Source organism: Mesorhizobium sp. M7A.F.Ca.US.008.03.1.1 (assembly GCF_003997495.1).
Lineage (GTDB): Bacteria > Pseudomonadota > Alphaproteobacteria > Rhizobiales > Rhizobiaceae > Mesorhizobium.
This window is the reverse complement of record NZ_RZRU01000022.1, coordinates 82,156-108,258: the sequence shown is the minus strand read 5'-3', so window position 1 is coordinate 108,258 and position 26,103 is coordinate 82,156. Positions and strand designations below refer to the sequence as shown.

32 protein-coding genes are annotated in these 26,103 nt (G+C 63.0%); 15 read left to right on the top strand and 17 right to left on the bottom strand.

Annotated elements, in window-relative coordinates; genetic code table 11:
* Positions 1-533: TCP-1/cpn60 chaperonin family protein (locus EOA16_RS25810; RefSeq protein ID WP_281035950.1), on the top strand; the 533-nt coding region annotated here is incomplete at its 5' end.
* A gap of 96 nt (positions 534-629) precedes the next feature.
* On the opposite strand, the gene EOA16_RS25805 is transcribed toward EOA16_RS25810, so the two are convergent.
* Positions 630-1,238 carry a TetR/AcrR family transcriptional regulator gene (locus EOA16_RS25805; protein ID WP_127260716.1) on the bottom strand — a complete coding sequence of 203 codons (609 nt, stop codon included), beginning with the start codon at positions 1,236-1,238 and terminating at the stop codon, positions 630-632.
* Between the two features lie 102 nt (positions 1,239-1,340).
* Here EOA16_RS25805 and EOA16_RS25800 point away from each other — a divergent pair, with 102 nt between their 5' ends.
* From EOA16_RS25800 to EOA16_RS25790, 3 genes are read left to right on the top strand one after another with little or no spacing between them, the layout of a single operon-like run.
* Positions 1,341-2,381 (top strand): NAD(P)-dependent alcohol dehydrogenase, encoded by a 1,041-nt coding sequence (locus tag EOA16_RS25800; protein ID WP_127260715.1) that lies wholly within the window; start codon positions 1,341-1,343, stop codon positions 2,379-2,381.
* Positions 2,378-2,824 (top strand): OsmC family protein, encoded by a 447-nt coding sequence (locus EOA16_RS25795; protein ID WP_127260714.1) that lies wholly within the window; start codon positions 2,378-2,380, stop codon positions 2,822-2,824. Before EOA16_RS25800 ends, EOA16_RS25795 begins: the two co-directional genes overlap by 4 nt.
* A 16-nt stretch (positions 2,825-2,840) precedes the next feature.
* Positions 2,841-3,227, top strand: a complete 387-nt coding sequence (locus EOA16_RS25790; protein WP_127260713.1) for a nuclear transport factor 2 family protein — start codon at positions 2,841-2,843, stop codon at positions 3,225-3,227.
* A gap of 97 nt (positions 3,228-3,324) precedes the next feature.
* Here the strand turns inward: EOA16_RS25790 and EOA16_RS25785 are convergent, their stop codons facing one another.
* The 7 genes from EOA16_RS25785 to EOA16_RS25755 form a co-directional block, all read right to left on the bottom strand.
* A complete protein-coding gene (locus EOA16_RS25785; protein ID WP_127260712.1) occupies positions 3,325-3,936 on the bottom strand; it encodes a LysE family translocator in 612 nt (203 codons plus the stop codon).
* A gap of 96 nt (positions 3,937-4,032) precedes the next feature.
* Entirely contained in the window at positions 4,033-4,353 is a 321-nt protein-coding gene (locus tag EOA16_RS25780; protein ID WP_164754392.1) for a YkgJ family cysteine cluster protein, read from the bottom strand.
* 55 nt (positions 4,354-4,408) lie between these two features.
* Complete coding sequence (locus EOA16_RS25775; RefSeq protein WP_127260710.1) at positions 4,409-4,576, bottom strand: hypothetical protein; 168 nt, start codon at positions 4,574-4,576, stop codon at positions 4,409-4,411.
* Position 4,577: 1 nt separating this feature from the next.
* Positions 4,578-4,985 carry a hypothetical protein gene (locus tag EOA16_RS25770; RefSeq protein ID WP_013532398.1) on the bottom strand — a complete coding sequence of 136 codons (408 nt, stop codon included), beginning with the start codon at positions 4,983-4,985 and terminating at the stop codon, positions 4,578-4,580.
* On the bottom strand, positions 4,985-5,212 hold the full coding sequence (locus EOA16_RS25765) for a hypothetical protein (protein ID WP_127260709.1): 228 nt from the start codon (positions 5,210-5,212) through the stop codon (positions 4,985-4,987). Before EOA16_RS25765 ends, EOA16_RS25770 begins: the two co-directional genes overlap by 1 nt.
* Before the next feature lie 365 nt (positions 5,213-5,577).
* Positions 5,578-5,787 carry a cold-shock protein gene (locus tag EOA16_RS25760; protein ID WP_010915421.1) on the bottom strand — a complete coding sequence of 70 codons (210 nt, stop codon included), beginning with the start codon at positions 5,785-5,787 and terminating at the stop codon, positions 5,578-5,580.
* A gap of 426 nt (positions 5,788-6,213) precedes the next feature.
* On the bottom strand, positions 6,214-6,867 hold the full coding sequence (locus EOA16_RS25755; RefSeq protein ID WP_164754390.1) for a glutathione S-transferase family protein: 654 nt from the start codon (positions 6,865-6,867) through the stop codon (positions 6,214-6,216).
* Positions 6,868-7,063: 196 nt separating this feature from the next.
* On the opposite strand from EOA16_RS25755, the gene EOA16_RS25750 reads away from it, so the two are divergent.
* A complete protein-coding gene (locus EOA16_RS25750) occupies positions 7,064-7,243 on the top strand; it encodes a CsbD family protein (RefSeq protein ID WP_127260707.1) in 180 nt (59 codons plus the stop codon).
* Between the two features lie 57 nt (positions 7,244-7,300).
* Here the strand turns inward: EOA16_RS25750 and EOA16_RS25745 are convergent, their stop codons facing one another.
* On the bottom strand, positions 7,301-8,434 hold the full coding sequence (locus EOA16_RS25745) for a metallophosphoesterase (protein ID WP_127260721.1): 1,134 nt from the start codon (positions 8,432-8,434) through the stop codon (positions 7,301-7,303).
* 116 nt (positions 8,435-8,550) lie between these two features.
* Here EOA16_RS25745 and EOA16_RS25740 point away from each other — a divergent pair, with 116 nt between their 5' ends.
* A complete protein-coding gene (locus EOA16_RS25740) occupies positions 8,551-9,144 on the top strand; it encodes a hypothetical protein (protein ID WP_127260706.1) in 594 nt (197 codons plus the stop codon).
* 63 nt (positions 9,145-9,207) lie between these two features.
* Here the strand turns inward: EOA16_RS25740 and EOA16_RS25735 are convergent, their stop codons facing one another.
* Complete coding sequence (locus EOA16_RS25735) at positions 9,208-9,840, bottom strand: TetR/AcrR family transcriptional regulator (protein WP_245456025.1); 633 nt, start codon at positions 9,838-9,840, stop codon at positions 9,208-9,210.
* Between the two features lie 151 nt (positions 9,841-9,991).
* On the opposite strand from EOA16_RS25735, the gene EOA16_RS25730 reads away from it, so the two are divergent.
* Complete coding sequence (locus EOA16_RS25730; protein ID WP_127260704.1) at positions 9,992-10,771, top strand: NIPSNAP family protein; 780 nt, start codon at positions 9,992-9,994, stop codon at positions 10,769-10,771.
* On the opposite strand, the gene EOA16_RS25725 is transcribed toward EOA16_RS25730, so the two are convergent.
* Both EOA16_RS25725 and choX read right to left on the bottom strand, forming a co-directional pair.
* The gene (locus EOA16_RS25725) at positions 10,768-11,580 is read right to left on the bottom strand and encodes an alpha/beta hydrolase (protein WP_127260703.1); all 813 of its coding nucleotides are present in this window, start codon (positions 11,578-11,580) and stop codon (positions 10,768-10,770) included. The two genes, EOA16_RS25730 and EOA16_RS25725, sit on opposite strands and share 4 nt — an antisense overlap.
* A gap of 8 nt (positions 11,581-11,588) precedes the next feature.
* Complete coding sequence (gene choX / locus EOA16_RS25720) at positions 11,589-12,527, bottom strand: choline ABC transporter substrate-binding protein (protein ID WP_127260702.1); 939 nt, start codon at positions 12,525-12,527, stop codon at positions 11,589-11,591.
* An 81-nt stretch (positions 12,528-12,608) separates the two neighbouring features.
* On the opposite strand from choX, the gene betI reads away from it, so the two are divergent.
* Positions 12,609-13,247: a transcriptional regulator BetI gene (betI, locus tag EOA16_RS25715; protein ID WP_127260701.1), complete on the top strand. Its 639-nt coding sequence runs from the start codon at positions 12,609-12,611 to the stop codon at positions 13,245-13,247.
* Between the two features lie 123 nt (positions 13,248-13,370).
* Positions 13,371-14,129: an SDR family oxidoreductase gene (locus EOA16_RS25710; RefSeq protein ID WP_127260700.1), complete on the top strand. Its 759-nt coding sequence runs from the start codon at positions 13,371-13,373 to the stop codon at positions 14,127-14,129.
* A gap of 75 nt (positions 14,130-14,204) precedes the next feature.
* Here EOA16_RS25710 and EOA16_RS25705 read toward each other — a convergent pair whose 3' ends face one another.
* Entirely contained in the window at positions 14,205-15,134 is a 930-nt protein-coding gene (locus tag EOA16_RS25705; protein WP_245456024.1) for a LysR family transcriptional regulator, read from the bottom strand.
* Here EOA16_RS25705 and EOA16_RS25700 point away from each other — a divergent pair.
* The 4 genes from EOA16_RS25700 (at position 15,033) to EOA16_RS25685 (ending at position 18,687) form a co-directional block, all read left to right on the top strand.
* The gene (locus EOA16_RS25700) at positions 15,033-15,755 is read left to right on the top strand and encodes a cupin domain-containing protein (RefSeq protein WP_245456023.1); all 723 of its coding nucleotides are present in this window, start codon (positions 15,033-15,035) and stop codon (positions 15,753-15,755) included. The genes EOA16_RS25705 and EOA16_RS25700 overlap by 102 nt on opposite strands.
* 295 nt (positions 15,756-16,050) lie before the next feature.
* Positions 16,051-17,448 carry a class II fumarate hydratase gene (gene fumC / locus EOA16_RS25695; RefSeq protein WP_127260697.1) on the top strand — a complete coding sequence of 466 codons (1,398 nt, stop codon included), beginning with the start codon at positions 16,051-16,053 and terminating at the stop codon, positions 17,446-17,448.
* 235 nt (positions 17,449-17,683) lie between these two features.
* Complete coding sequence (locus EOA16_RS25690; RefSeq protein WP_127260696.1) at positions 17,684-18,103, top strand: DoxX family protein; 420 nt, start codon at positions 17,684-17,686, stop codon at positions 18,101-18,103.
* Positions 18,104-18,258: 155 nt separating this feature from the next.
* Positions 18,259-18,687, top strand: a complete 429-nt coding sequence (locus tag EOA16_RS25685; protein WP_127260695.1) for a DoxX family protein — start codon at positions 18,259-18,261, stop codon at positions 18,685-18,687.
* 281 nt (positions 18,688-18,968) lie between these two features.
* Here EOA16_RS25685 and ppx read toward each other — a convergent pair whose 3' ends face one another.
* Positions 18,969-20,504 (bottom strand): exopolyphosphatase, encoded by a 1,536-nt coding sequence (ppx, locus tag EOA16_RS25680; RefSeq protein WP_127260694.1) that lies wholly within the window; start codon positions 20,502-20,504, stop codon positions 18,969-18,971.
* Positions 20,504-22,705, bottom strand: coding sequence for an RNA degradosome polyphosphate kinase (locus EOA16_RS25675; RefSeq protein WP_127260693.1), 2,202 nt, complete (start codon positions 22,703-22,705; stop codon positions 20,504-20,506). The genes ppx and EOA16_RS25675 overlap by 1 nt, the downstream gene beginning before the upstream one ends.
* A gap of 245 nt (positions 22,706-22,950) precedes the next feature.
* Here EOA16_RS25675 and EOA16_RS25670 point away from each other — a divergent pair, with 245 nt between their 5' ends.
* Both EOA16_RS25670 and EOA16_RS25665 read left to right on the top strand, forming a co-directional pair.
* Positions 22,951-23,196: a zinc-finger domain-containing protein gene (locus tag EOA16_RS25670; RefSeq protein WP_023814125.1), complete on the top strand. Its 246-nt coding sequence runs from the start codon at positions 22,951-22,953 to the stop codon at positions 23,194-23,196.
* A gap of 19 nt (positions 23,197-23,215) precedes the next feature.
* The gene (locus EOA16_RS25665; RefSeq protein WP_127260692.1) at positions 23,216-24,457 is read left to right on the top strand and encodes an FAD-dependent monooxygenase; all 1,242 of its coding nucleotides are present in this window, start codon (positions 23,216-23,218) and stop codon (positions 24,455-24,457) included.
* Between the two features lie 33 nt (positions 24,458-24,490).
* Here the strand turns inward: EOA16_RS25665 and EOA16_RS25660 are convergent, their stop codons facing one another.
* Positions 24,491-25,159 carry a TIGR02117 family protein gene (locus tag EOA16_RS25660; protein ID WP_127260691.1) on the bottom strand — a complete coding sequence of 223 codons (669 nt, stop codon included), beginning with the start codon at positions 25,157-25,159 and terminating at the stop codon, positions 24,491-24,493.
* A gap of 112 nt (positions 25,160-25,271) precedes the next feature.
* On the bottom strand, positions 25,272-26,075 hold the full coding sequence (locus EOA16_RS25655; protein WP_013532420.1) for an amino acid ABC transporter ATP-binding protein: 804 nt from the start codon (positions 26,073-26,075) through the stop codon (positions 25,272-25,274).
* Positions 26,076-26,103 lie beyond the last annotated feature (28 nt).

The following is a 26,103-nucleotide window of genomic DNA, read 5'->3' as shown; positions in this document are numbered from 1 at the left end:
GCGTTGCGGTGATCCGCGTCGGCGGTGCGACGGAAGTCGAAGTCAAGGAAAAGAAGGACCGCGTCGATGACGCCCTCAACGCGACCCGCGCGGCCGTCGAAGAAGGCATCGTTGCTGGTGGTGGCGTAGCCCTGCTGCGCGCTTCGGCCAACATCAAGGCCACCGGCGTCAACGCCGACCAGGCCGCCGGCATCAACATCGTCCGTCGTGCGCTGCAGGCTCCGGCCCGCCAGATCGCGGCCAACGCCGGTGCGGAAGCATCGATTGTTGCCGGCAAGATCCTTGAGAACAAGGGCTTGACCTTCGGCTACAACGCCCAGACCGGCGAATATGGCGACATGATCGCCATGGGTATCGTCGATCCGGTCAAGGTCGTTCGCACCGCTCTCCAGGACGCGGCCTCGGTCGCCGGCCTGCTCGTCACCACCGAAGCCATGATCGCGGAGGCTCCGAAGAAGGAGTCGGCTGGCGGCGGCGGCATGCCTGGCGGCATGGGCGGCGGCATGGGCGGTATGGGCGGTATGGATTTCTAATCCACGCTTCCATCAGCTTTCAGCTACGGAAAGGGCGGCAGCGATGCCGCCCTTTTTGTTTGGCGCGAGCTTCTATCGCCGCGCCTCTTTCGGTCCTCAGACGGCGGCATCGGCGCGTTGCTTTACCTTCCCGGCAAGCACAGCGGCTTCGATCAGCGCAGCGACTTCGTCGGCCACCGCCTGCACCGGGGCGCGGTCGCGGGTAGCGCGGGCGATCACCATCAGCCCTTCCAGTGACGATTCGACCAGCAGCGCCAAAGCCTGGGCGCGGCGCTCGGGCACCCCTGCCCTGACGAAGGCGTCCCGCAGCAGGCTGATCCATTGCTCGAAAGCCGAGCGGCACAATTCCACCAGTTCCGGCACGTCGGTCGGCGCGTCCAGCACGACGGGCGCGATCGGACAGCCCAGCGAAAACTCGTTGTCCTCCAGCATGCGCCCCACCGACTGGTAGATATGATGGACGGCCACCGCCGGATCCTTTTCGGCAGCCAGCGCTTCGCCCAGCCTCTTCGTCACGTCAGCAACGCTGGCGCGCGTCACCTCGATGACCAGTTGGTCCTTGCCGCCGGGAAAATGAAAATAGAGCGAGCCCCGCGGGGCGCCGCTGGCGCTCAATATGTCGTTGAGCGAGGTGCCGTGATAGCCGCGCTGCCTGAGCAGCAGCCCAGTCGTCTCGAGTATGCGGGTGCGGGTGTCGTTGGCCATGTCAACCTCTGTCAGGAGGAATCATTATAGGCCTTGCGCAGAATATGACAATCGGTCTACATAATATGTAGATCAGTCTATATATTTCTTGAGAGGAACGACATGCGAAGCTACCGTCTCGAAGGATCTGGGGCCGAATCCCTGATGATGCGCGACGCGGCGCAGCCGGAGCCCAAACCGCATGAGATCATGGTACGCGTTCGCGCCACCTCGCTCAACCGGCGCGATGCAATGATCCTCAACGGCACCTATCCGCTGCCGCCGCGCCAAGGCGTCGTTCCGCTGAGCGACGGGGTCGGTGACATTGTCGCCATCGGCGATGCCGTCACCCGCTTTGCCGTCGGCGACCGTGTCACCGGCAGCTATTTCGCGCGCTGGATCGATGGCCGCATCCATGCGGGGCTCATCGATCAGCTCGGCTGCACGCTGGACGGCATGCTGGCGGACTACGCGGTTCTCGACGAACAATGGGCGCTGCGCTTGCCCGATCATCTCGACTGGCATGAAGCGGCGACGCTGACCTGCGCTGGCCTGACTGCCTGGAACGCGGTGACGGGCGCCGGAATTCCGAAGCCCGGCCAATGGGTTCTGGTCATCGGCTCGGGCGGCGTCTCGCTGTTTGCATTGCAGTTCGCCAAGCTGCTCGGCTGCCGTGTCGCCGCCGTCACCTCGCGCGGCGAGAAAGCCGACAGGCTGCGGGCGTTGGGCGCCGACCTGGTGATTTCGACATCGGATATGCCGCAATGGGGCGCGGCCGTCCGCGACCAGACCGGCGGCATCGATCTCGTCGTCGAGACCGGTGGCCCGGCGACTTTCGCGCAGTCACTGATCGCCAGCACGCTTTACGGGCACATCGTGCTCTTGACGCTGCAGGATGCGAAAGGCGGATCGATCCAGCTGCCGGCGGCACTCTACCAGCGTAGCCTCGCCACCATCAGCCGTTTGTTCGTGGGCAACCGGACCCATCTCGAAGCCATGCTGCGCGCCGTCTCGCAGCACCGCCTGCGGCCCGTCATCGACAAGGTCTTCGCCTTCACCGAGGCCGGTGATGCCTACCGCTATTTCCAGCAGGGCGACGTCTTCGGGAAGGTGATCATCGACGGCCTGACCCATCAGTCCTCAAACCAAGGAGAACGACAATGACAATTCGTGAAGCCTCGGCCAAATGGCAAGGGACGCTGAAGGAAGGGGCGGGCCGGTTGCGGCTCGGCAGCGGCGTCTTCGAAGGCGCCTATTCCTTCCCGTCGCGTTTCGAGAACGGTCCGGGGACCAACCCGGAGGAGCTGATCGCCGCGGCGCATGCAGGCTGCTTCTCGATGGCGCTGAGCGCCGTACTGGGCAACGCCAATTATGTCCCGACAAGCATCAGCACCGTCGCCAAGGTGCATCTGCGCGCAACCGCTGCCGGTCCGACGATCACCCGCATCGAGCTCGAAACCGAGGCAGAGGTCGCGGGACTTGCCGAAGATGAATTCGAGCGCCTTGCACAGTCCGCCAAGGCGGGCTGCCTTGTCTCGCGGGCCCTTGCCGGCGTGTCTCAGATCACCCTCAAGGCAACGCTCGTCGAAGCCACCAAAGGCCAATGAAGCCAGGAGAAAGAAGATGACACAAGAACTTGTCATGGACGCGACCGCGTACGACCTGTCCCAGCAGACGGCCGAGATCATGCGGCGCTACAACAACGTATTCCAACGCCATGATCCTTCGGCACTCGCCGAGCTGGTGGCTGAGGATTGCGTGATCGAGAACACCGTTCCAGCGCCGGACGGCGCCCGTTATGCCGGTCAAGCGGCGTGCGTCGGGCTTTGGACGGCGATAGCAACCCAGGCCGGCACGCGCTTCGATATCGAGGAAACCTTCGTTGCCGGCGACCGGGCAACGATCCGCTGGCGCTATTTCATGACCGACGGCAATTCGCTGCGCGGCGTCAACCTCATGCGCGTGGCCGACGGGCGGATTATCGAAGCGATGGGCTATGTGAAGGGGTAGCGTGCCCGAGCAATTCCCCGAAAGGGCATAACGGCTTTTCGCCCGGCAGCCCAACAAAGAGGAGCCGATCAGCGAGACTGAACCGCTCCCCGTGGCGCTACCGATCCGCCAGCGCCAGTTTTGCGCCGAGCATGACGAAGGCGCCGGCGAAGGTCCGACGCATCCAGGTCAGCACCATTGGCCGCGAGACGACGTGGCTGCGGATCGAGGCGGCGAAGATGCCGTAGCCGACGAAAACCACGAAGGTCAAAAGCATGAAGACGGAGCTGAGTTCCAGCATCTTCGACAGCGCATTGGGCTCTGTGGTGCTGACGAATTGCGGCAGGAAGGCGAAGAAGAAGATCGACAGTTTCGGGTTGAGCACGTTGACGAGGATGCCGGTGGCGATGACCTTGCCGGCCGAGCGTGGCGTCACATCCTGCTCGACGCTGAGGCCACCCTTTTCCTTGAGCGTGTTCCAGGCCATGTAGAGCAGATAGGCGACGCCGAGATATTTCAGCGTCTCGAAGGCGACCGCGCTGGTGTGCAGCAGAGCCGCAAGGCCGGTGATGGCGGCGGCCATGTGCGGGATGATGCCGAGCGTGCAGCCGAAGGCGGCGATGACGCTGGCCCGCGCACCGCGCGAGAGCCCGGCGCTCAGCGTGTAGAGAACGCCGGTGCCGGGCGAAGCCACGACAATCAGCGACGTCAACAGAAATTCGATGCTCATGAAATCCTCCGCTGCCCTGCCCGGCGCGGAAGGTATCGGGACGAGGGTCTACGCACAAGCGGCGGCGGCTGGCTTAATCTCCCACTTGTGGATTGGTTACACCGGCAATCCGAGCGCCTGGCGTGCCATCAGACACTCCTCGTCGCCGGGCATGCAGGCGCGACAGACGTCCGGCCGGACGTCGTAAATGCCGCAAGCGGTCGACTTGCCGATCTCGCCGGACAGCGCCGAGCAGCGCACGCCCTCGCAGCGCATGCCTGACAGGTCAGATGCGACATATTTTTCCGGGATACGGTCGAGCTGTGCGTCATCCTCGGTGGAAAAGCGCGGCCACTCGGCCGAATAGGAGCAGCAGGCACCGCAGCTTTGGCAATCGAAGGTGCCCTGTTGCGACGACAAAATGCTTGCGGCGGCCACCAGGGCGGACAGCCCTGGCGCGGCGGGGTTGCGATCGGCGTCTTGCGGCAAGGCGCTATTTCTTCTTAGCCGTCTTGCCCTTCGGCGAATCCGCCGGCGACTTGAACAGATCGGTCGCGGCCTCGGTGGCGTCGCCGGCTTTCGGCGCGGCAACCGGCTTGGCCGGTTTTGCCGAAGCACCCGAGGCTGCCGGCTGATCCTTGGAGGAGAATTTTATGGCCATGTCAGTCCTCGTCGGCGAAGCGCGATGATGGGGCGCGCGGATTGCGCAGGCGGCCGATCAGCGCCGAAACGGCCGTGATGTTCATTTCCTCGGGCGACCAGTTTTTCACCGCCTCGATGTGATGGGCCGCCAGCTCGCGATGCGTGCTGCCGCTGTAGGCGGCGTCCTGATACGTCACCCGCTCATGGGTCTTGGCGTCTTCGCGGACATATTCGATCAGGTAGTTCGGGCATTCGGCGCGGCCGCGCACGCCGACGCGCACCTGGGCATCACCGTGGGCACGCTTGCAGCGCTCCAACTTTTCCAGCACACGCCGAACGAATTCGACCGGCTTGTCGAGGCCTTCAACCATATCGGCAATGGTTGCGTCGGCGGCGATCGGTGTTGGCGGTACGCGTTTGGTGGCCATCAGCGTCTTCCGGCCCGCTTCGGCAAAGCGGCTAGCGCGGCGGCGGCGGCCATCTCATCGGCCTCCTTCTCCAGGCGCAATTCGCGCAGACGCGCGGTCTTGGCTTCGCGGGCCTCGCTGACGGCGTCGCGCTCGGAATTGATGCGGTTGAGCGACATCGACTGGGTTTGCGTCTTGCTGAACAGGGACACGGCCTGTTCGACGGTTGTCTTTGAACTGGTGGTCAAATCTTTCTCCTGTCAGGAGCCTGTGCCGATGGAGCGAGACCGGGTCTTCGGTCAGGATCACGCACAAAGCAATACGCGCGGCGAATTCAAATTGCTGGAGCGTCCCTTAGCACGTCCAGGCCGGCACGCAGCGTACTTTCGGCGGCAAGGCGCGCAAAATGAAAAAGGCCAGGCACCGCCTGACCTTCCATGAGAGCGTCGCGCAACCAGATGACATCCAAAAGGATGCACCGGGGATGCACGGGAACGCCCTGCTTATGCACATGATATGCCGTGGAAACTCAGGTCTCCGCGGCCATGTGCCCGAATTCGCCACTCACCGGTGCCAGTACATCCGTGGTCACCGGGAGAGCTGAATTCGTTTTTCAGGCCGCCTTCAACTGGTCGGCGGACATCTTGCCCGACTTGTTGTCGCGGACCATCTCGTAGCCGAGCTTCTGGCCCTCGACGATGTCACGCATGCCGGCGCGCTCTACGGCCGAGATGTGGACAAAAACGTCGGCCGAGCCGTCGTCAGGCTGAATAAAACCAAAACCTTTGGTGGCGTTGAACCATTTAACTGTGCCGGTGCTCATGACGAACCCTTTCCATGGCAAATATTCGTTCGACGCCATGCGGATGCACAACGTCGTTTGTCCCGATTTTTGATGTGGGAAGTTCGTCAAAGGCGCGCTCGAAAGCGCGGATAACAAAAGTCAGTCAAACAAATATCGACGAATTGCTTGTAGGCTTCTTTTGGCGCGCTGTCAAATTTGCATAAAGCCCCAGCTGCGGAATTCTCCCAAAACACCTGGCCAAAACACCTGGCATGGCGGCAAATCGGGCGCCAAACAGCGCGCTTGCGCCAACTTGAAAAAATTTTTGCGGTATCCAGGAACCATCTGCGCAGACGCGCATTTGTTCCGTGTCACCAGCAGTTCATGAGAGCGATCGAAAGGACAGTTGATGGCAAAGACGCCCCCCGCACGATAAAAGGTGCGAGGGGCGTTTTCGTTTGTCTCCTATTCGTCCGGGCCGGGTTCCGGCCACGTTTCCCTGGCCGCCTCGGCATACCAGTGCCGCATCGCCGGCGTTGCCAGCACGGCGTCGACATAGGCGCGCGTATCCGGCGCCAGCGTGCTGCCATAGGTGTCGAAACGGGTGACGACAGGCGCATACATAGCGTCGGCCGCGGTGAAATGGCCAAACAGGAACGGGCCGCCCTTGCCATATTTTTCCCGGCACTCGCGCCACAGCGCCTCGATGCGGTCGCGTTGCGCCTCGCCTTCGGCATCGAGCGGCTTGTGCCCCTTGGGCCGGCGCAAATTCATCGGCCAGCCATAGCGGACCTCGCGAAAGCCGGAATGCATCTCGGTCGCGGCCGAACGCGCCAGCGCACGGGCGTCGATATCGGCCGGCCAGAGCTTTTTGTCCGGAAACAGGTCGGCGAGATATTCAAGAATGGCAAGGGTTTCCCAGATGATTTTGCCATTGTGATTCAAGACCGGCACCTGGCCGGTCGGCGACACTTTCGCCAGATTGGCAAAGGTCTCAGGCGTGCGCAGCCGCACGAAACCTTCCTCGAACGGGATCTCCAGATGCCTCATCGCCAGCCATGGCCGCAGCGACCATGAGGAGAAACACTTGTTGCCGATATAGAGCGTAAATTCTGCCATTTTTCTCCCCGCACGCTTGGCCACCCAATTCCCATTGTCGGCGCGTGTCCACAGCCTAGCCCACCGACCTTGCCCCAGGCGGCGGCCGCGCGACCTGATCTGCCGTCCGGGCGACGCCTGGAACCTAACCAACATCGGCTCGTTAGCTACCCGCAATGAATTCCCCCGAATTCAGAATCCCAGGAGATGCGCAAAAATGGTGAACAAGGATCAGGTTGCGGGCGTGGCCAAGCAGGTCAAGGGCTCGGTCAAGGAAACCGCGGGCAAGGCAACAGGCAACAGGCAGACCCAGGCCGAAGGCACGGCCGACAGGATCGCCGGCAAGGCGCAGAAGGCCTATGGCGACGTCAAGGACAAGGTCAAGAAGGCGCTTTGATCCCGCATCGAGAGATGCGCTGTTTGTCGGGAAAGGCGGTCGCGAGGGCCGCCTTTTTCATGTGCTCCAGCCCTTGCTGAAAGCACTGGTGAAGGAGACCTCGCCGTGATCGCCGGTCGCCTCGCCCAGCACCACGTCCATGCCGTCGCTGGTCACCCTGGCCAGCGCGAAACCGCCCATATAGGCAGCCTTCGGCTTGAACAGGTCGATCTCATCCCTGCGATAGATCAGCGGCGTTTCGTGCTGGTGGCCATGGAAAATGCCGACGACATTGTAGCCCTTCAGCGCCGCCAGCAACGCCTGCCGGTCGGCCTCGCTCCACCAGTGCGGCGCACCGGTGCCGTCATCATCGAAGTGCCTCTTGGCGGCATCCCAGCGTTCCACCGAGAAAGTGTCCCAGCCATAATGCTGGAACAGGACGACAGGACGGCCGTCCGCCGCATAGGTCGCAAGGTCCTGCTTCAGCCATGGCAGGCTGCTCTCGGCGCCGTGGCCGGTATCGCCGGCGAAACGATGAGTCTGGATCAGATGCAGGCCGCCCCAGTCCCAGGAGTAGCAGTCGGTGTCGACATCATAGTCGGTGGCCGGCACTGGCGGCTTGAAGAACACGCCGGCGCGATGGTTGACCTCGACATAGTCGCGCAGTTCGCGCCGGTACCAGTCGACATGGTGCGGCGGCCCGTTCTGATCGAGATCATGGTTGCCGAGCCCGACATAGACCGGCATGTGCACGCGATCCGGACCGACGCCTTGGCTGTAGCGCTGGCTGAACTGAAGCAGTTGGGTGCCCTCGTTCGGCTGGGTGATCTGGCCGCCACCGTCATCGGTCATGTCACCGCCGACGACAAGACCGAGGGGCGCGGCGATGCGGCTGCCCGCCGAGCGCAGGCCGGTGGGGACGCCGTTGATCTCGACCGGCCAGTCCTTGTCGCCGAGACCGTTGAGCGCTGCCACGTTGCGCAGCAGCGCGGCGTCGGTCTTGCCTTCCTGCAGGCAGTTGGGGCTCAAGCCGCTCGCCATGCGGCAGGCATGGACATCGGCGATGAACAGGAAGGTGGCGTCGATCGACTGGACGCGTTGTCCGGTCTGGCCGAAGGCCGGGCGCGACAAGGCGCCGGCCGCGGCAAATCCAGCAGCCTGCGCCAGGAAGCTGCGTCGAGAAAGCGATCCAGTCGAACGGCGATTCATCATACGCTGATTCAGCATGGACAGCGGCCAGTCGTCCAGCGCCTCTGCGCCCCGCCATCATCGACATGACGCCACGGGTCTGGCATGTCTCCCCTTGCGCGAGCGGAGAAGGACGAAAAATGAAAGCCGCACCTATCTGCACGATTCTGGCCGCGATGTTGTGCGCGAGCACCGCGCATGCCGCCGGTTGCGTCGACGCCAAGTCCGCCAGGAAGGGTTTCGTTCTGGCGAGACCCGGCATCCAGAGCGAATTTCGGCCCGTGGCTGGCGGGATGATGTCGGTTATCAACACCTACGAATCGCAATCGCCCCAAACCCAATATTTGTTCGCCGGCCTGATCGAGGTGTTTCGCGACAGCGACACCGGTCGCCAGGCGATGATCCCATTTTCCGATCTGCGAAAACTGTTCCCGCTGAAGGCGGGGGCAAAGGCCGCGATAGAGTTCGTCGAGTTGTCGCCGAACAAGCCGCCGAAGGGCACCAAGGTGCTGAGCCTTGTCGTCAAGGGCAAGGAGACATTCAGTCTGGGCGATTGCAAATACAATGTCCTGGCGGTCAAGGAGACGTTCAAGAACGGCGCCGGCGAGACGCTGGACACGTTCACCGCGCTCTATGCGCCCGATCTGCAAGCCGCGCTCGCACGGCGCTACGATGAAGGCACCGGTTCGGAATCCGTCAACGGCTACGAGACGATCAAGCCGCTGGCCGAGTAGCTGAATCAGAGCCGGCGTTCCCCACCTCTTCGGGCATCGGCTGAAGAACGCAGCGCCGCAAAGTCAAGGGGTTCTCGGCCGTGGCAGTATCCTGTTGCGTCGCCTGGCTGCCAATCCGCCCTGCGACGGCGATGGCGACGGCACGCTGCGCTCCAGCCCCGCCAGACAATCCCGCAGCACACCGGCATCCTGCGCCGTCTTGGCCATGGACATCGCTCCGGAATAGGCGGCGACCGTCAGCGCGGCGAAGCGTTCGGGGTCCGTGCCCTCGTCCCTGCCCGCCTGCTGGTCGGCACGCACCTTGTCGGCGATCGCGCGCCGCCACCCGGTAAAAATACCGGCAAGGGCAAGGCGAAAATCGGGATCGGCAAGCGACAATTCATGCGCCAGATTGTTGAGCGGGCAGCCGCGCACGAACCCCTGCTGCTCCAGTTCCGCCGCCACGGCCTCGAACACCGCGCGCACGCCCTCGCGCGCTGATGCCGCCGCCAGCACGGGCGCGATCCATGTCTCTTCGACCGCTGCCGCCACACGCTCGTCGATCACAGCCAGCGCCAGCGCCTTCTTGGTCGGGAAATGGTGATGCAGCGCGCCGCCGCTGACATCAGCCGCCGCCATAAGGTCGCCGATGCTGGAAGCGTGATAGCCGCGCGACTGGAACGCGCCCTCGGCGACATCGAGCATCTTTTTGCGCATGCCTTCTGGGTCGTTGGTGCGTTTTCCCGGGCGCGGTTTTGGTTGGACGGTCATCTCTGCTGACATTACCGAACTTTAGCATGTTGACAAAACAGGACAACCGGTCTGTTTTTAAAACAGGACGATCACCCTGTTTTAAGGAGAGCGCCGGATGAACCTGCCCCAGAACGGCGCGCCGAAACCCACGGCGCTTGCCTCGCCTGTCGTCGAATTGAGGCAATACACGCTGAAGCCCGGCCGGCGCGACACGCTCATCGACATCTTCGACGGCAGACTGATCGATGGCCAGGAGGACGCCGGCATGACCATCATCGGCCAGTTCCGGGACCTCGACCGCCCGGACATGTTCGTCTGGATGCGCGGCTTCGACGGCATGGATGCGCGGAAAAATGCTCTCGCCGCTTTTTATGGCGGGCCGGTCTGGGCGGCGAACAGTGATGCGGCGAATGCAACGATGATCGATTCGGACGATGTGCTGCTTCTCAAGCCGGCGTGGCCGGGTGCCGGCTTCGACCTAGCGGGCGCGCAGCGGCCAAGCCTGGCGGTCTATGAAAAGCCCATTCAAAACAAACCGCTAACCGGCATCGTTGTCACCGAGATTCATCATTTACAGCCCGGCACGGAGGCTGATTTCGCCACTCGCTTCGAGATTAAGACGGCGTGCCTGATGACAACCGACGCACGCCTGCTCGCCGCTTTCGTTACCGAGCATGCCGAAAACAGTTTTCCGCGCCTGCCGGTACGGGCTGATGAAAACGTCTTCATCAGCGTCATGGGCTTTGCCAGCACCGAAGCGCATGCCCGCCACAAGGCCGCCCTCGCCGTCTCTCCGGCATGGCAGGATTTTTGGCGGGCCGCGCAACTCGGCCTGACCAAACCAACGGAGACTTTGCGGCTGTCGCCGACATCGCAATCGCTGGTCGGGCCTTAGACTTCAAACGCCTTGAGAATGGCCTTCGCGACGAGGCCTGGGTCTTCCCAATGCGGGTTGTGGCCACAGTTCTCGGACCGAACGAAGACGGCTCCGGCAAGAGCGGATTGCAACGCCTGCTGGTGCGCTTCGCCGAACAGCGGGTCGCACGCGCCGGCGATGATCAGCGTCCGGGCCTGCACGGCCCGCGCAGCATCGGTCAGATCGGCGCGGCGGATTTTCTCGAGAATCGCGCGCCAGCGCGGCGTCGGCATCGCCGAGGCCTCTTGCGCCAGGCCGGCGAGAAAGGCTGCTGGCACGTCGGGACTGCAGGCATGCCACCAGGCATAGAACGGATCGGCCGGTGATATCGGGTCGCGCAGCGCCTCGACGCCCGCGATCAGCGGATGATCCGGCGCGAAATCAGGCTTCAACGTGCCGGCCAGCACCACCAGTCCACCCATGAGGTCCTTGTGTCGCCCAGCCAAGGCGATAGCCACCATGGCGCCCAGCGAATGGCCGACGACGACCGGCCGGTCGAGCCGCAAGATCTGGATCAGCCCGGCAATATCGTCGGCGAAATCGGTGATGCAGCAGCCCTTGCCCGCTTGCGAGGCGCCGTGGCCGCGCAGATCCGGCATGACCAGCCGGCGGCCGGCCAGATATGGCGCAAGAAGCGAAAAGCTGCGGCTGGTGTCGGTGAAGCCGTGCACCAACAGCAGTGCCGGCTCGGCGCCCGATATCTCGACATAGGCGATGTCGAGATCGCCGACAGTGACGAACTGCTTGCGGCCGGCCCAGGCGTCCTGTTCCGGCATAGCATCCAGCACCGCCGCCCTCACAGGCCGAGCTTTTCCTTGACCGCTGCGAGGCCGGGTCGGCCGTCAAAAGTGGTGACGCCGCCAAGCCAGGCATCGAGACGGTTCTTGTTGGCCGTGATCGCCTTCAGCGCGCCGTCCTCCGGCTTCATGCCGTCATTGATCAAATAACCCATGCCGCCATTTTCGAAATCGATGTCGAAGGCGAGATTCCTGAGGAATTGCGCGACGTTCGGGCATTGATCGAGATAGCCCTTGCGCACCTGCGTCGTCACCGTCGCAGCGCCGAAGTTCGGGCCGAAGAACTTGTCGCCGCCGGTCAGGTACTTGAAGTCGTACATCGTGTTCATCGGATGCGGCGCCCAGCCCTGGAAAACGATGAACTGCTTTTCCTTGATCTCGTAGCCGACCTCGGAAAGCATGCCGGCTTCGCTCGACTCGACCACTTGCCAGCCGTCCAGCCCAAAGGCCGGATCGGCGATGGCGTCCATCATCAACTGGTTTGAACCGGGCTCGATGCCGTACATTTTCTTGCCGAACTTGTCGGCGAACTTGTGAAGGTCGGAAATGTCCTTGACGCCGGCATCCCAGGCGTAAGTCGGGACGGCGAAAGTGTATTTGGCGCCTACAAGGTTGACGCGCACATTCTCGACCGAGCCGTCCTTCTTGTAGGGCTCGTAATAGGTGACCATGGCCGGGTCCCAGTAGCCAAGGAACAGGTCGAGGTCCCTGTTTTTCATGCCCTCATAGATGACATTGATGCCAAGAACCTGGCTTTGCGGCTGATAGCCGAGCGCCTCCAACAAGACATTGGCGACCCCTGTGGTGAAGGCAAGGTCGTTCCAGCCGGGTTCGGCCATGCGGACCGTCTTGCACTGCTCGGCCTCGGCCGCCTGGGCCGCATGAGAGGCCGACATGAGGGCGGCAAGGCAGACGCCATTTGCAAGGATGCGGAACATTTCGGTTCTCCTCGTTCGTAAAATTGACCAGTTGGTCTTTTTATTGTCCCATGGGTCAATTCTTGATCTGAGCGGACGAAAATGTCAACGTGGATTCGAAATGCATGGACCGATCCCGTGAAACTCAAGCGTCTCAGTGACATACGCCGCAAGGAATTGCGGCAGGCGGCCTTCGCAGTGCTGGAGCGCGAAGGCATTGCCGGCGCGACGCTGGAAAAGGTGGCGGCGCAGGCTGGCGCCTCCAAGGGCATCGTGCTGCACTATTTCCGTAACAAGCAGGAATTGTTCGAGCACGCGATGCGCGAGGCAAACGCCGTCCTGTGCCAGGCGGTGATCGCGCGGCTTCGCCGGGCGCGTACGCCGATGGAGCGCATGGATGCCGTGATCGAGGGCAATTTCGAGGAGCATCTGTTCCAGCCGCCTCTGTGCCATGCCTGGCTGTCGCTCTGCGCCGAGGTGCCGCGCGACGAGAAGATGGCCCGGATCCAGAGGGTGATCCACGCGCGCATGCGCTCGAACCTGTTGTCGGGCCTGCACGGCCTCGCCTCGCCTGAAAATGCCGACGACATCGCGCTTGGCGTCACCGCGCTGATCGACGGGCTTTGGCTGCGGCTTGGCCTGCAGCCAGGCAGCGTCTCGCGCGAACAGGCGGTCCGCCAGGTCAAGAACTATGTCGCGGGCCGGCTGGCTTTGGGGGAGTTTGCAACCGCCGTCGCTTAAACCAGCCTCGGCTGGCCTGCCGGATGGCAGCCGTCGAAGTTCATACCGTAGGATAGGCTGACGGCTTGACCTTGGCCGCCAATGTACGGCGCTCTCGACGACGCAGAAATCTCGGAGCGTCCCATGAGACTTCCCGACAAGCGCGCGCTGGTCACCGGTGGGTCGGACGGTATCGGCCTGGCGATCGCCCAGGCCTTTTCGCACGAGGGTGCGGACGTCCTGATCGTCGGCCGTGACACCAAAAAACTCGACGACGCCCGCGAGCAGCTCGGCGGCACTATCGAGACGCTGTCGGCCGATCTTGCCACATCGGCCGGCATCGCGGCCGTGGTCGAGGAGGTGAAAAAATCGGGCAAGCCTCTCGATATCCTCGTCAACAATGCCGGGGTGGCCTTTTTGGTGCCGTTCGAGACCGTCAGCGTGGCGCAGTTCCAAGAATCCTTGGCGCTCAATGTGACGGCGGTGTTCTTCCTCACCCAGGGCCTGCTGCCGCATCTGGCAACCGGCGCATCGGTGATCAACATCTCGTCCTATTTCGCCAACAAGATGATCCCGAAGCGGCCGTCGAGCCTCTATTCCCTGTCGAAGGGCGCGTTGAACTCGCTGACCAAATCGCTGGCCTTCGAACTCGGCCCGCGCGGCATCCGCGTCAACGCCATTGCGCCGGGTACGGTCGACACCGCCATGCGGCGCCGCACCGTGGACAATTTGCCGGCGGAGGCCAAGGCCGAGCTCAAGGCCTATGTCGAGCACAGTTATCCGCTCGGCAGAATTGGCCGCCCCGACGATCTGGCCGGCATCGCGGTCTATCTGGCGAGCGACGAGGCGGCCTGGACCAGCGGCGGCATTTTCTCGATCGACGGTGGATATACGGCGGGGTGATCCCTCCGCGCGCCAGAGCAATTCCAGAAAAAGCGTGAAACGCTTTTCCGTACCGAATTGCGTCAAAACAAAGCGTTAGGCGCCGGCAATTTCAGGGGCGCCGCTTTCCACAAATCCGAGTGCGGCTACCGCCTCCAGGATCTGCTTGCGAACCCAGCGATGGGGTGGCTCGTCGTCGTGGCGCGCGTGCCAGTACATCCTGATTTCAGGAACAGCAATGGGAAGCGGCGGTTCAAAGATGACGAGCGGGAGGGTCTTCGCCGCCCAAACCGCGAACTGCCTGGGAACCGCCGAGAGGTAGTTTCCATTTGCCACTGCCAATGCGACAGCTTGAAAATGCGGCAGCGCCAGGCTCACACGGCGCTTTCGCCCGATCTTGTCCAGCGCCTCGTCGGTGGAACCCGACATCGAACCGTCGATGGAGCGAAGCACATGAGGCAGTTCGCAGAAAAGCTCTATCGGCAGACGCTCGCCGTCCGCGATCCCGGCCTGCCTGATGGTGGTGTTGTCCCTCGCGGCAATGATTGAGAATGGCGAATGGAACAGAGGTGCGCTGGAGATCCAGTCGGAAACCTCCAGCGGACGTTCGAGTGCGGCGTCGATTTCATCGTCCTGGAGCAGCCGCGAAACGTCGCCGCGCGCGCTGTCGAGAAAGCGGAACGACACGCCGGGCGCCACGGCCGCGACGCGCGCCGCCAGGGGCGGCATCAGCAGCATGGAAAAGAAGTCCGCGCCCATGAAGGTGAAGGTTCGCTCCAGGCCGGCAGGATCGAAATCCTTCCCCGACTGGAAAACGCGTTCGATCTCGCGCAGCGCGGCGCGCACCGGCTCCGCCAGGCTTTCGGCTCGCGGGGTCGGCACCATGTCGTTGCCGCGCCGCACGAACAACTGGTCGTTGAGGAGATGACGCAAGCGATTGAGCGCGGCACTGACGGCAGGCTGGCTGAGGCCGATCTGCTCGCCGGCACGCGTAACGCTTCTCTCCCGCAGAAGGGCGTCGAACACCCTGACGAGATTGAGGTCGAGCGCATTCAAATTCATCGCATCAATTCGCCCCATACGATCATTCGATTTCCGTTGTCGGCATGTCCTTGGTTAGGTCGTCATCGGCACAGCAGGCACAGGCAACAGAAGGATCAGACAGCCATGACAATGACCCCCGGCACGATCACAGGCAAGGAACTCTTCTGGTTCAACAACACGCTCGTCGCGATCCACGTCTCGTCGGCGGCAGGAGAGGACGGCACCTGCGTCGTCGAGCATCGCATGCCCTATGGCGACTCTCCGCCGCTGCATGTGCATCGCAGGGAAGACGAAGTGTTCCACATCCTCGACGGCAGGCTTCGCTTTCAGATCGACGGCTCCGAACGCTTTGCGGAAGCGGGCGAAACCGTCATTGCGCCGAAAGGCCTGCCGCACACCTACCGGGTCGAATCGCGCGAAGGCGCGCGTACGCTCACCATTACGCGCGGTTCGGATTTCGAGACGATGCTGCGTCAGGCGAGCCGTTCCGCCGAACAGCCGGAGCTGCCGCCGCAGATGCAACCAACACCGGAAATCATCGCGGCACTGGTGCAGCTCTGCGCAGAAAACGGCATCGACATTGTCGGTCCGCCGCTAGGGTGAGAGGCCGGATCTGCCGATCTCCCCCCTTGAGGGGGAGATGGCCGGCAGGCCAGAGGGGGGCACTGTCCCGCCGACCTCTCTCTGCCGCTTGCCCGGAGGAGCTGCCTTTCGGTAAGAGCAACATCGCAGCGTTGGCGATCCTTCGCGCCCCCCTCTGCCCTGCCGGGCATCTCCCCCACGAGGGGGGAGATTGGCTGTTCCTTCAACCGATTTGCATCCTTGCCGCCCGCAATCTCCGCTTGAAGCCGTTTGTGCAACGCGATACGCCGTTGCCGACTTCGACAAGGAGAGACCCGTGACCGCTGCAAAGACCAGAACCGAAACCGACACGTTCGGCCCGATCGAAGTTGCCGCCGACCGCTATTGGGGCGCGCAGGCACAGCGTTCCCTTGGCAATTTCAAGATCGGCTGGGAAAAGCAGCCGGCGTCGATCGTGCGCGCATTGGGCATCGTCAAGCGGGCGGCGGCCGAAGCCAACATGGAGCTGAAGCGGCTCGACCCTTCGATCGGCAAGACGATTGTCGAGGCGGCGCAGGAGGTCATCGACGGCAAGCTTGACGAGCATTTTCCGCTGGTGGTCTGGCAGACCGGCTCTGGCACGCAGTCCAACATGAACGCCAATGAGGTGATCTCCAACCGGGCGATCGAGATGCTGGGCGGCGTCATGGGCTCCAAGAAGCCGGTGCACCCCAACGACCACGTCAATATGAGCCAGTCGTCCAACGACACCTACCCGACGGCCATGCACATCGCCTGCGCCGAACGCATCGTGCACGACCTGTTGCCGGCCCTGAAGCATCTGCACAAGGCGCTCGCCGCCAAGAGCCGGGACTTCAACCACATCATCAAGATCGGCCGCACGCACACGCAGGATGCCACCCCCCTCACGCTTGGCCAGGAATTCTCGGGCTATGCCGCACAGGTCGCCTCATCGATCAAGCGCATCGAGCTGACGCTGCCCGGCCTGCAGGAACTGGCGCAGGGCGGCACCGCCGTCGGCACCGGCCTCAACGCGCCGGTCGGCTTCGCCGAAAGGGTGGCGGATCGCATCGCCACCATCACCGGCATCGCCTTCGTCACCGCGCCGAACAAGTTCGAGGCGCTGGCGGCCCATGATTCCATGGTGTTCTCGCACGGCGCCATCAATGCGGCGGCCGCCGCGCTGTTCAAGATCGCCAACGACATCCGTTTCCTCGGTTCCGGCCCACGTTCGGGCCTCGGCGAACTGTCGCTGCCGGAAAACGAACCGGGCTCCTCGATCATGCCGGGCAAGGTCAATCCGACCCAGTGCGAGGCGATGACGCAGGTCTGCGTGCAGGTGTTCGGCAACAATGCGGCGCTCACCTTCGCCGGCAGCCAGGGTCATTTCGAGCTCAACGTCTACAACCCGCTGATGGCCTACAACTTCCTGCAGTCGGTGCAGTTGCTCTCCGACGCCTCGGTCTCCTTCACCGACAATTGCGTCGTCGGCATCGAGGCGCGCGAAGACAACATCAAGGCGGCACTCGACCGCTCGCTGATGCTGGTGACGGCGCTGGCGCCGACCATCGGCTACGACAATGCCGCCAAGATCGCCAAGACCGCGCACAAGAAGGGCACTACTTTGCGCGAGGAAGCGCTCGCTACCGGACTGGTCAGCGAGGCCGACTACGACCGGCTGGTGCGGCCGGAGGATATGACGCATCCGGGGTAGGCAGTTCCGGTAAAAGTGTCTGCGGTTTTCCGTCCGGAATTGCGTCAACCAAAAGCCCGGTATTTCGTGATGGGAGAATTTACTCCCGTCACGACCTGACCCGAAGCGAATTTTGCGCAGGCCGCCCGATCACGGAAACGTAAGTACTGTGAACAATGTGTCGCCAGTCTGGTGGCTTTGGTGAACAGTCGGCTTGCTCTATCTCCCCGGTATCAACCCATCCCGGAGAGCCACCATGTCCATCAACCCTTCAGTCGCCGGTTCCGGCGCATCCAATGCCTCGACCACCATTCTCCTCGGCCGCGTGCTGCTTGCCGTCATCTTCCTGCTTTCAGGCTTCGGCAAGCTGACCGCCATCACCGGCACGGCCGGCTATTTCGGCAGCCTCGGCCTGCCCTTGCCGACCGTAACGACCATTGTCGTCGGCTTGATCGAGCTTCTTGGCGGCCTCGCCATTCTCGTCGGCTTCAAGACCCGGATTGTTGCCTGGGTGCTGGCGATCTTCACGGTCGCTACCGGTTTGGTCGCCCATACCGGTTGGGCCGACCAGATGCAGATGATCCAGTTTCTCAAGAACCTCGCCATCGCGGGCGGCTTCCTCGTGCTGGCCTCCTCGGGCGCCGGCGCCTATTCGATCGACGCCAAGCGCGGCTGAGCCAAGCCTCAATAGCTGAACGAAAAAGCGGCGCGGAATTTTCCGCGCCGCTTTTTCGTTGTCGGTGTATGCCAGCCGATCCGCCAGCCTGAGTTTTCTGATAAGATCGGAGCTATCGGGACGAGGCCGGCCGGCGGCCGATAACGGAGGTGAACATGCCCAGCAACGCGCTGCTCCTGCTCTCCCGGCTGCTGCTTGCCGCCCTGTTCGTGCCTTCCGGTTTCCATGCATTGAGCGACATAGCCGGCACGACAGGCTATTTCGCCGGCCTCGGCCTGCCGCTGCCGACACTTGCCGCCTGGGGCACGGGACTGTTCGAACTGATCGCCGGGCTGCTCATCCTGGTCGGTTTCCAGACCCGGATCGCAGCGCTGCTGCTCGCCGCCTTCTGCATTGCCGCCGGTTTCATCGGCCACTATGGCCAGGGCGGCGGCGACGCGATGATCGCCCTCCTGCACCAGCAGATGCTGATGAAGGACATCGCCATATCAGGCGGTTTCCTGGCGCTGGCCGTGGCTGGCGCCGGCGCATGGTCGGTCGATGGACGCAGCGCTGAACCAACCAGACATATTGCCCCGGGTTGAACCCTCGACACCCCAGCTAGGTCGACCCCCACTCCGTCTCGGCTTCGCCGAGCCACCTCTCCCCCGATCGACGGGGTAGAGGAAGGGCGCGAGCCTGTTGTAGCCAGCGCTCTTCCAAGAGGCTCCCTTCCTCTCCCTCCGGAGGGGGGAGAGGTGGCGCTGCGAAGCAGCGACGGAGTGGGGGAAGGCTTTGGCGAAAACGCGCAGCCGCTGACAAGTGGCGCGATTGAGTTGGTCTAATATCCGTGTGATCAGATAAATCACGCCCTGGTAGGCCGTGTTCACTTCACCGTCATGCTCGGGCCGCCCTCGACGGCCAGTACCAGGCGGCGGTTTGTTATCTTTGCCAGCTGCGCCAGCCTTCCCGCCGGCCGCTCGCCATAGAGATCGGCCAGCGATGCCGGCAGGACCAGCGCCAGCACGCCGTTGGCGCGCTGTTCCCATTTCAGCCTGGGCATGATGCCGGGCATCGACGCCGTCAGCAGGTAGACGACGCGCATCATGGCGGCGAGCACGCGGGCGCGTTCCAGGTAACGCGGCGGCGCCAGCGCCTTGATCTCGGGTGCGATGGCTTCGTTGAAGATCCCGTCGTGACGATAGGCGTTGGCCATTGCCAGGAAGGCACGGCCGGGATGGTCGACGCCGAAGAAGGACGCATGCGCAATGATGTTGAGCGATTGCTTGCCGCGATATTCGGGATGTGCGCGCCAGCCGATGTCGGCCAGCAATGCGGCCGCGTGGCGGTAGCGCGCCTCGTCTTCGGTCTCCTCGATGCCGAAGGCGGCAAAGGTTTTGGCGGTCCAGTCGACAAGTTCATGCGCATGGGCGACGGAGCGCGAGCGCAGGCGGGCAAGCTCCTCCGAGGCCGAAATCAGCGGATCGGCCTTCTGCTCCGCCTCGTCGAGCAGCGAATAGAGAAAGCCTTCGCGTACACCCAGAGCCGAAACGATGATCTTCGACGGCTGCATCGCCGCCATGATCTCCTGCAGCACGACGGCGCCATAGGGCAGCAGCGAACGGCGGTTCTTGGAAACGCCTTCGATGCCCTTGACCTTCTCGATCTCGGCCTTGGCCACCTGCTTGAGGAAATTCGCCGCGCTTTCGGCCGATATCTCGTAATGGTGCATCACACCGAGCGGATAGTTGGTCATTTCCATGTGCAGCCGGGCGAGATTTCGCCAGGTGCCGCCGACGGCGTAGAAGGGCCTGCCCTGCCCGCCTTTCAACAGCTTGGCCTTCCCCAGCTCGTCACGCGCGATCTTCGCCGCCTGGGCCAGCGAGTTCTTCGCCATGTCCTGCAGGCGCAGACCGCCCAGCGGCAGCGTGATGCCGTCGCCGATCGCTTCGCCGGCGACGTCGACCAGTTCGAGACTGCCGCCGCCCAGATCGCCGGCGATGCCATCGGCCGGATGGAAGCCGGAAATGACGCCGAGCGCCGAAAAATAGGCTTCCTGACGGCCGCTGATGACACGAATCTCGGTCTTCAGCACATCCTCGGCGCGGTGGATGAAATCGGGGCCATTGACCGCCTCGCGGGCCGCTGCGGTCGCCAGCACATACATATGCTCGGCGCCGGCCTGGTCGGAGAGCGCGCGAAAGCGGCGGAACTCTTCCATCGAGCGCGTCACCGCCTCGGGGTCGAGCTTGCCGGTCGAAACGATGCCCCGGCCGAGACCGGCCAGCATCTTTTCGTTGAACAGCATGGTCGGCGAGCGCGCCAGCCCCTCATAGACGACGAGACGGATCGAGTTCGATCCGATGTCGATGATGGACAGCGGTCGGCGGTCCTGCAGCCGGCCCTGGGAATCAGACAGCATCAGCCGGACGCTGCAGCGTTCTTCTTGCGGCGCTTGAACTGCGCGATGCGCTTGGGCGCATGCGACTTCAGCGCGTCACCCCGTCCCGACAGGCTCGGATTGGTCATGAAATATTCCTGCGCGTTGAACGGTTCCTCGCCCTCCTCCAGCACGACGCGCCGGGAGGTTCCATCAGCCAATACGTCGAAACTTTGCTGATTGTCCATGATGTTGCCCAGCATGATCTGGCCAAGGATCTGTTCATGCACAGTTGGATTGGTGATCGGCACCATGGTTTCGACGCGGCGGTCGAGGTTGCGCGGCATCAGGTCGGCCGAAGAGATGTAGACGATCGCCTCGTCCGACGGCAGGCCGTAACCATTGCCGAAACAATAGATGCGGCTGTGTTCGAGAAAACGGCCGACGATCGATTTTACGCGGATGTTTTCCGACAGGCCCGGAACCTGCGGCCGCAGGCAGCAGATGCCGCGCACGACAAGGTCGATCTCGACGCCGGCGCGGCTGGCATCGTAGAGCGCGTCGATGATGATCGGATCGACGAGTGCGTTCATCTTCATCCAGATGCGCGCCGGTTTCCCCTGCACCGCGTAGGCAATCTCGTCGGCAATGTGCTTCAGGATGCGGCTTCTCAGCGTGAACGGCGAGATCGCCAGCCGCATTTCGTCCGTCGGCTCGGCATAGCCGGTGATGAAATTGAACAGTTGGGCGACATCGCGGGCAATCGTCGGATCGGTGGTGAAGAAGGACAGGTCGGTGTAGATGCGCGCCGTTACCGGATGGTAGTTGCCGGTGCCGAGGTGCACGTAGTTGCGCAGCTTGCCGTCCTCGCGCCGCACCACCAGCGACATTTTCGAATGGGTTTTCAGCTCGAGAAAGCCGAACACGACCTGCACGCCGGCACGCTCCAGATCGCGCGCCCAGCGGATGTTGGCTTCTTCGTCGAAGCGCGCCTTGAGCTCGACCAGCGCGGTGACCGATTTGCCGGCCTCGGCCGCGTCCACCAGCGCGCGCACGATCGGGCTGTCATTGGAGGTGCGGTAAAGCGTCTGCTTGATCGCCACCACTTCCGGATCGGCCATCGCCTGGCGCAGGAACTGCACCACGACGTCAAACGATTCGTAGGGGTGATGGACGACGATGTCCTTCTCGCGGATGGCGGCGAAACAATCGCCCCCATGCTCGCGGATGCGCTCGGGAAACCGCGGATTGTAGGGCATGAATTTCAGGTCGTCGCGAGGGACGGCGACGATCTCGGAAATCTGGCTGAGCGCCAGCGGCCCGGTGAGCACGCTGATGCGGCTCGACGACACGCCAAGCTCGCCTGCCACGAAGTCGCGCAATTCGCCAGGCATCAGCCTGTCGAATTCGATGCGGATCACCGAACCGCGCCGCCGCCGCTTCAGCGCCGTTTCGAACAGGCGCACCAAGTCCTCGGACTCCTCCTCGACCTCGATATCGCTGTCGCGGATGATGCGGAACGTGCCGGAGCCCTTGACCTCGTAGCCGGGAAAGAGCTTGCCGATATAGAGGCCGACCGCCTCTTCCAGCGGGATGAAGCGGACATGATGCTTGCGGTCCGGCAGACGGATGAAGCGCTTCAGCGCCACCGGCAGGCGCAGCAGCGCGCTCATCTCCTCGCCATTCTTGCGATGGCGCAATTGCAGCGCCATCGAGAAGCCGAGATTGGGAATGAACGGGAACGGATGCGCCGGGTCGATCGACAGCGGGGTCAGCACCGGGAACACCTGCCCCTGAAAATGGTCTTCCAGCCAGATTTTCTCGTCCTTGGTCAGCGCATCGCGGGTGATGCTCTCGATGCCTTCCTTGTTGAGCAGCACGGTGAGCGCCGAAAGGCTCTTCTGCTGGTCTTCCTGCAGCCGCTCGACCTCACGCAGCAACTGTTCGAGCTGCTGTTCGGGGGTGCGTCCGTCGGGGCTCTTCAGTGTGATGCCCTCGCGCACCTGGCCGGCAAGACCGGCAACACGGACCATGAAGAACTCGTCAAGATTGGCGGCCGAGATCGACAGGAAGCGGACGCGCTCCAGCAGCGGATGATTGAGGTTCAGCGATTCCTCGAGAACGCGCCGGTTGAACTGCAGCCAGGAAAACTCGCGATTGACGAAGCGATCCGGATTGCCGCCCTCCGGACGAGCCACCTCGACATCCACGAATTCGTTCTGCACCGGCTTCAGTTCGTTCATGATTCCCGCTCTTCTACACCGTCAGCCAGTTAAAGCGCCGCGCGTCTTCAGGACGCGCAAAGGACGCTCTGCCACTCCAAGGCGACGCATGGGCCCTGCCGAAAACCGGGGGCGGTCTTCTGGGCCATGCGTTAACCGGCTTAACTTATCCTCTGACAGGCTTTTGCGACAGTTTGATTTCATCGAACTTGCAAAGAGACCTGATATGATCCAGATGCAGACGAGACTGCGTTAAGGAGACGACGATGGCAGGCGGTTCCATTCCCCATTTTCAGAACGATGCGGGCTATCAGGCAATAGACATCGGCGTGAAGGAATTCATGTGCACGGGCGCCAATCCGCCTTTCGACCACCCGCATGTGTTCCTGGACATGGGCGACGACAATGAAAAAGTCTGTCCCTATTGCTCGACGCTCTACCGCTATTCGCCGAAGCTGAAGGCGACCGAAACGCTGCCGGCCGGCTGCATCTACATCGACCAGGCCGCCTGAGTCTTTCGCGACCAGCCCGATGAACGACACACGATCCCGGCAAATTGTCATCGCCGGGGCGGGTGTCGCCGGATTGACCGCAGCCCTTGCGTTCGCCGAACGCGGCTACCTTGTTCGGGTGTTCGAACAGGCGCAGCGCCTGGAAGCTGCCGGCGCAGGCATCCAGCTCTCTCCAAACGCGACCCGTATCCTTCGCCAGCTTGGCGTGCTCGACCGGCTGCTGCCGGCGGCGGTGCGGCCCGAAGCCGTGGTGTTGAAGGAGGCCGCGACCTTGCGCGAACTGGCGCGCGTGCCGCTGGGGCAAGCCGCCGAAGCGCGCTGGCAGACACCCTATCTCGTCGCGCACAGGGCCGATCTGCAGAGCGCACTGACCGCGCGCGTTGCCGAGATGCCGGACATCCATCTCATCACCGGCGGGCGCGTCAGCGGTGTTGACACTGACAGCCATGGCATCGCGGCGACAGTCGAGATCGAGGGCCAGACCATCAAGGCTGAAGGCTCCCTGCTGGTCGGCGCCGATGGCGTCTGGTCGTCGGTGCGCGCGCTTGTCGATTCGACCAGGGGGACGGCATCGCCAAGGAGCCGTTTTTCCGGTGAACTGGCCTGGCGCACCACCGTCGCGGTTGAAAGCGCCGCCGGGCAAGCCTTTGCCGCGATCGGGGCGGCCGACTGTGTGACGACCTTTCTGCATCCTGGCTTCCATATGGTCGCCTATCCCGTCAGCAAGGGCGACGCCTTCAACCTCGTCGCCTTCAGCAGAGGCGAGCGCATTGCCGAGGGCTGGTCCGGCCATGCCGATCCCGGCATCCTCGCCAGCGCAATGCGCGGCACCGCGCCGGGCGTTGCAAGACTACTGGAAATGGCCGGCCCGTGGCTGACCTGGCCGCTCCATACGGTCGAGCAGAAGCAGTCCTGGACAACACCAGACGGCATCGCGCTGATCGGCGACGCCGCGCATGCGATGACGCCGTTCGCGGCGCAAGGTGCTGCCATGGCGATCGAGGATGCGGCTATGCTTGCCGATGTTATCGCCGACTTCCCCGCCGATCAGGCACAAAGCCTTCAGATCTGGGAGAACCTGCGGCGGCCGCGCGTCACCAGGGTCGCCCGTCGCGGCACCATCAACCGCCTTGCCTGGCATGCCGCAGGGCCAGTGGCGATCGCGCGCAATCTGTTCCTGAAGATGCGCTCGTCGGAGAAACTCGCCGCCGATCTCGACTGGCTCTACGGCTGGCAGCAGCAGAAAATCATCCGACGCTGAAACCTGGGCCTGAATGTCGGCCTTTGAGCAGAGCTAGTTGTAAAGCCGCATCGACAGGCCGAGCGATACAGGCAGCGGGTTCCACCAGCCGGTGCGCAGGCCGGCGGTGCGCAACGCCGCCGCCGTCCAGGTGTTGCAGCCGACCAGCGCGTTGAAATGGCCATTGGCTTCGTAGAAGCCGTCGAAGCTGGAATAGGCTGCGTCCGGAACGAGGATCGGGCCTTTCGGTCCCCGCTGGAAACTCGCATCGATGAAATCGAGCAACGCCGCGAACCGATCCTCACCGATGTCGAATCCCACGATATCAGGGCGCGGTTCGAGGATGTCACCGGCGACATCGACATGCATGACCGACGCGTCGAGGGTTAGTGCCTTCATCACCGGCACCGCCTTCAGCTCAGACCATGTCGGCGTCTCCAGGTAGAAGGCGCGGCCGCCCCAGCCGAAGACGATGTAGCGGACCTCCGGCCTGTCGGCGGGTATGCCGGCGTCGACCAGGAAATGGAAACGTCGGCGCACGGCGTCGTCGACCGGGATGGCGATGTCCGTGTGGATCGGATTGTTCAGCACCAGGATGTGGCGCGTCGTAGCGGGCATGGCGGCCGCCGCCGGCCACAGCGGCCGCGGCACGAGGGTGCCCGTCGTCACGGCGAGTGCGACGACAATCAACAGAAGACCTAGAAAACGTCCCAGTCTTTTCATTGAAAGGCGGCCCTGCAAACGCGCTCCGGCGCGACACGAACGCCCGCCTGTTATCCCATACGCAAAAGAGCCCGGCAGTGTTTCAGCCGGGCTCTTCGTGGCTGTAGAGGCCTTAGTGCAGTATCTGCGACAGGAACAGCTTCGTGCGCTCGTGACGCGGGTGGTCGAAGAACTCGGCCGGCGTGTTCTGCTCGACGATCTGGCCCTGGTCCATGAAGATCACCCGGTTGGCGACCTTGCGGGCGAAGCCCATCTCGTGAGTGACGCACAGCATGGTCATGCCTTCCTCGGCAAGGCCAACCATGGTCTCCAGCACTTCCTTGATCATCTCCGGATCGAGCGCCGAGGTCGGCTCATCGAACAGCATGATGCGCGGGTTCATGCACAGCGAACGGGCAATCGCCACACGCTGCTGCTGGCCGCCGGAAAGCTGGCCGGGATATTTGTTGGCCTGTTCCGGAATCTTGACGCGCTTGAGGAAATGCATGGCGATTTCCTCGGCCTGTTTCTTCGGCGTCTTGCGCACCCAGATCGGCGCCAGCGTGCAGTTCTCCAGGATGGTCAGATGCGGGAACAGGTTGAAGTGCTGGAACACCATGCCGACCTCGCGGCGCACCTCGTCGATCTTCTTGAGATCGTTGGTCAGTTCCTTGCCGTCGACGATGATCTTGCCCTTCTGGTGCTCCTCCAGACGGTTGATGCAGCGGATCATGGTCGATTTGCCGGAGCCGGAGGGACCGCAGATGACGATACGCTCGCCGCGCATCACTTTCAGGTTGATGTCCTTCAGCACATGGAACTCGCCATACCATTTGTGCATGGCGATGATGTCGATGGCGACATCGGTCGTGGAAATCTGCATCTTGGCGGCGTTGACCTTGATCTCTTCGGCGCTGACGGCATTTTCGGTGGCCATGACAGGATCCCCTTTTTCTTTATCGTTG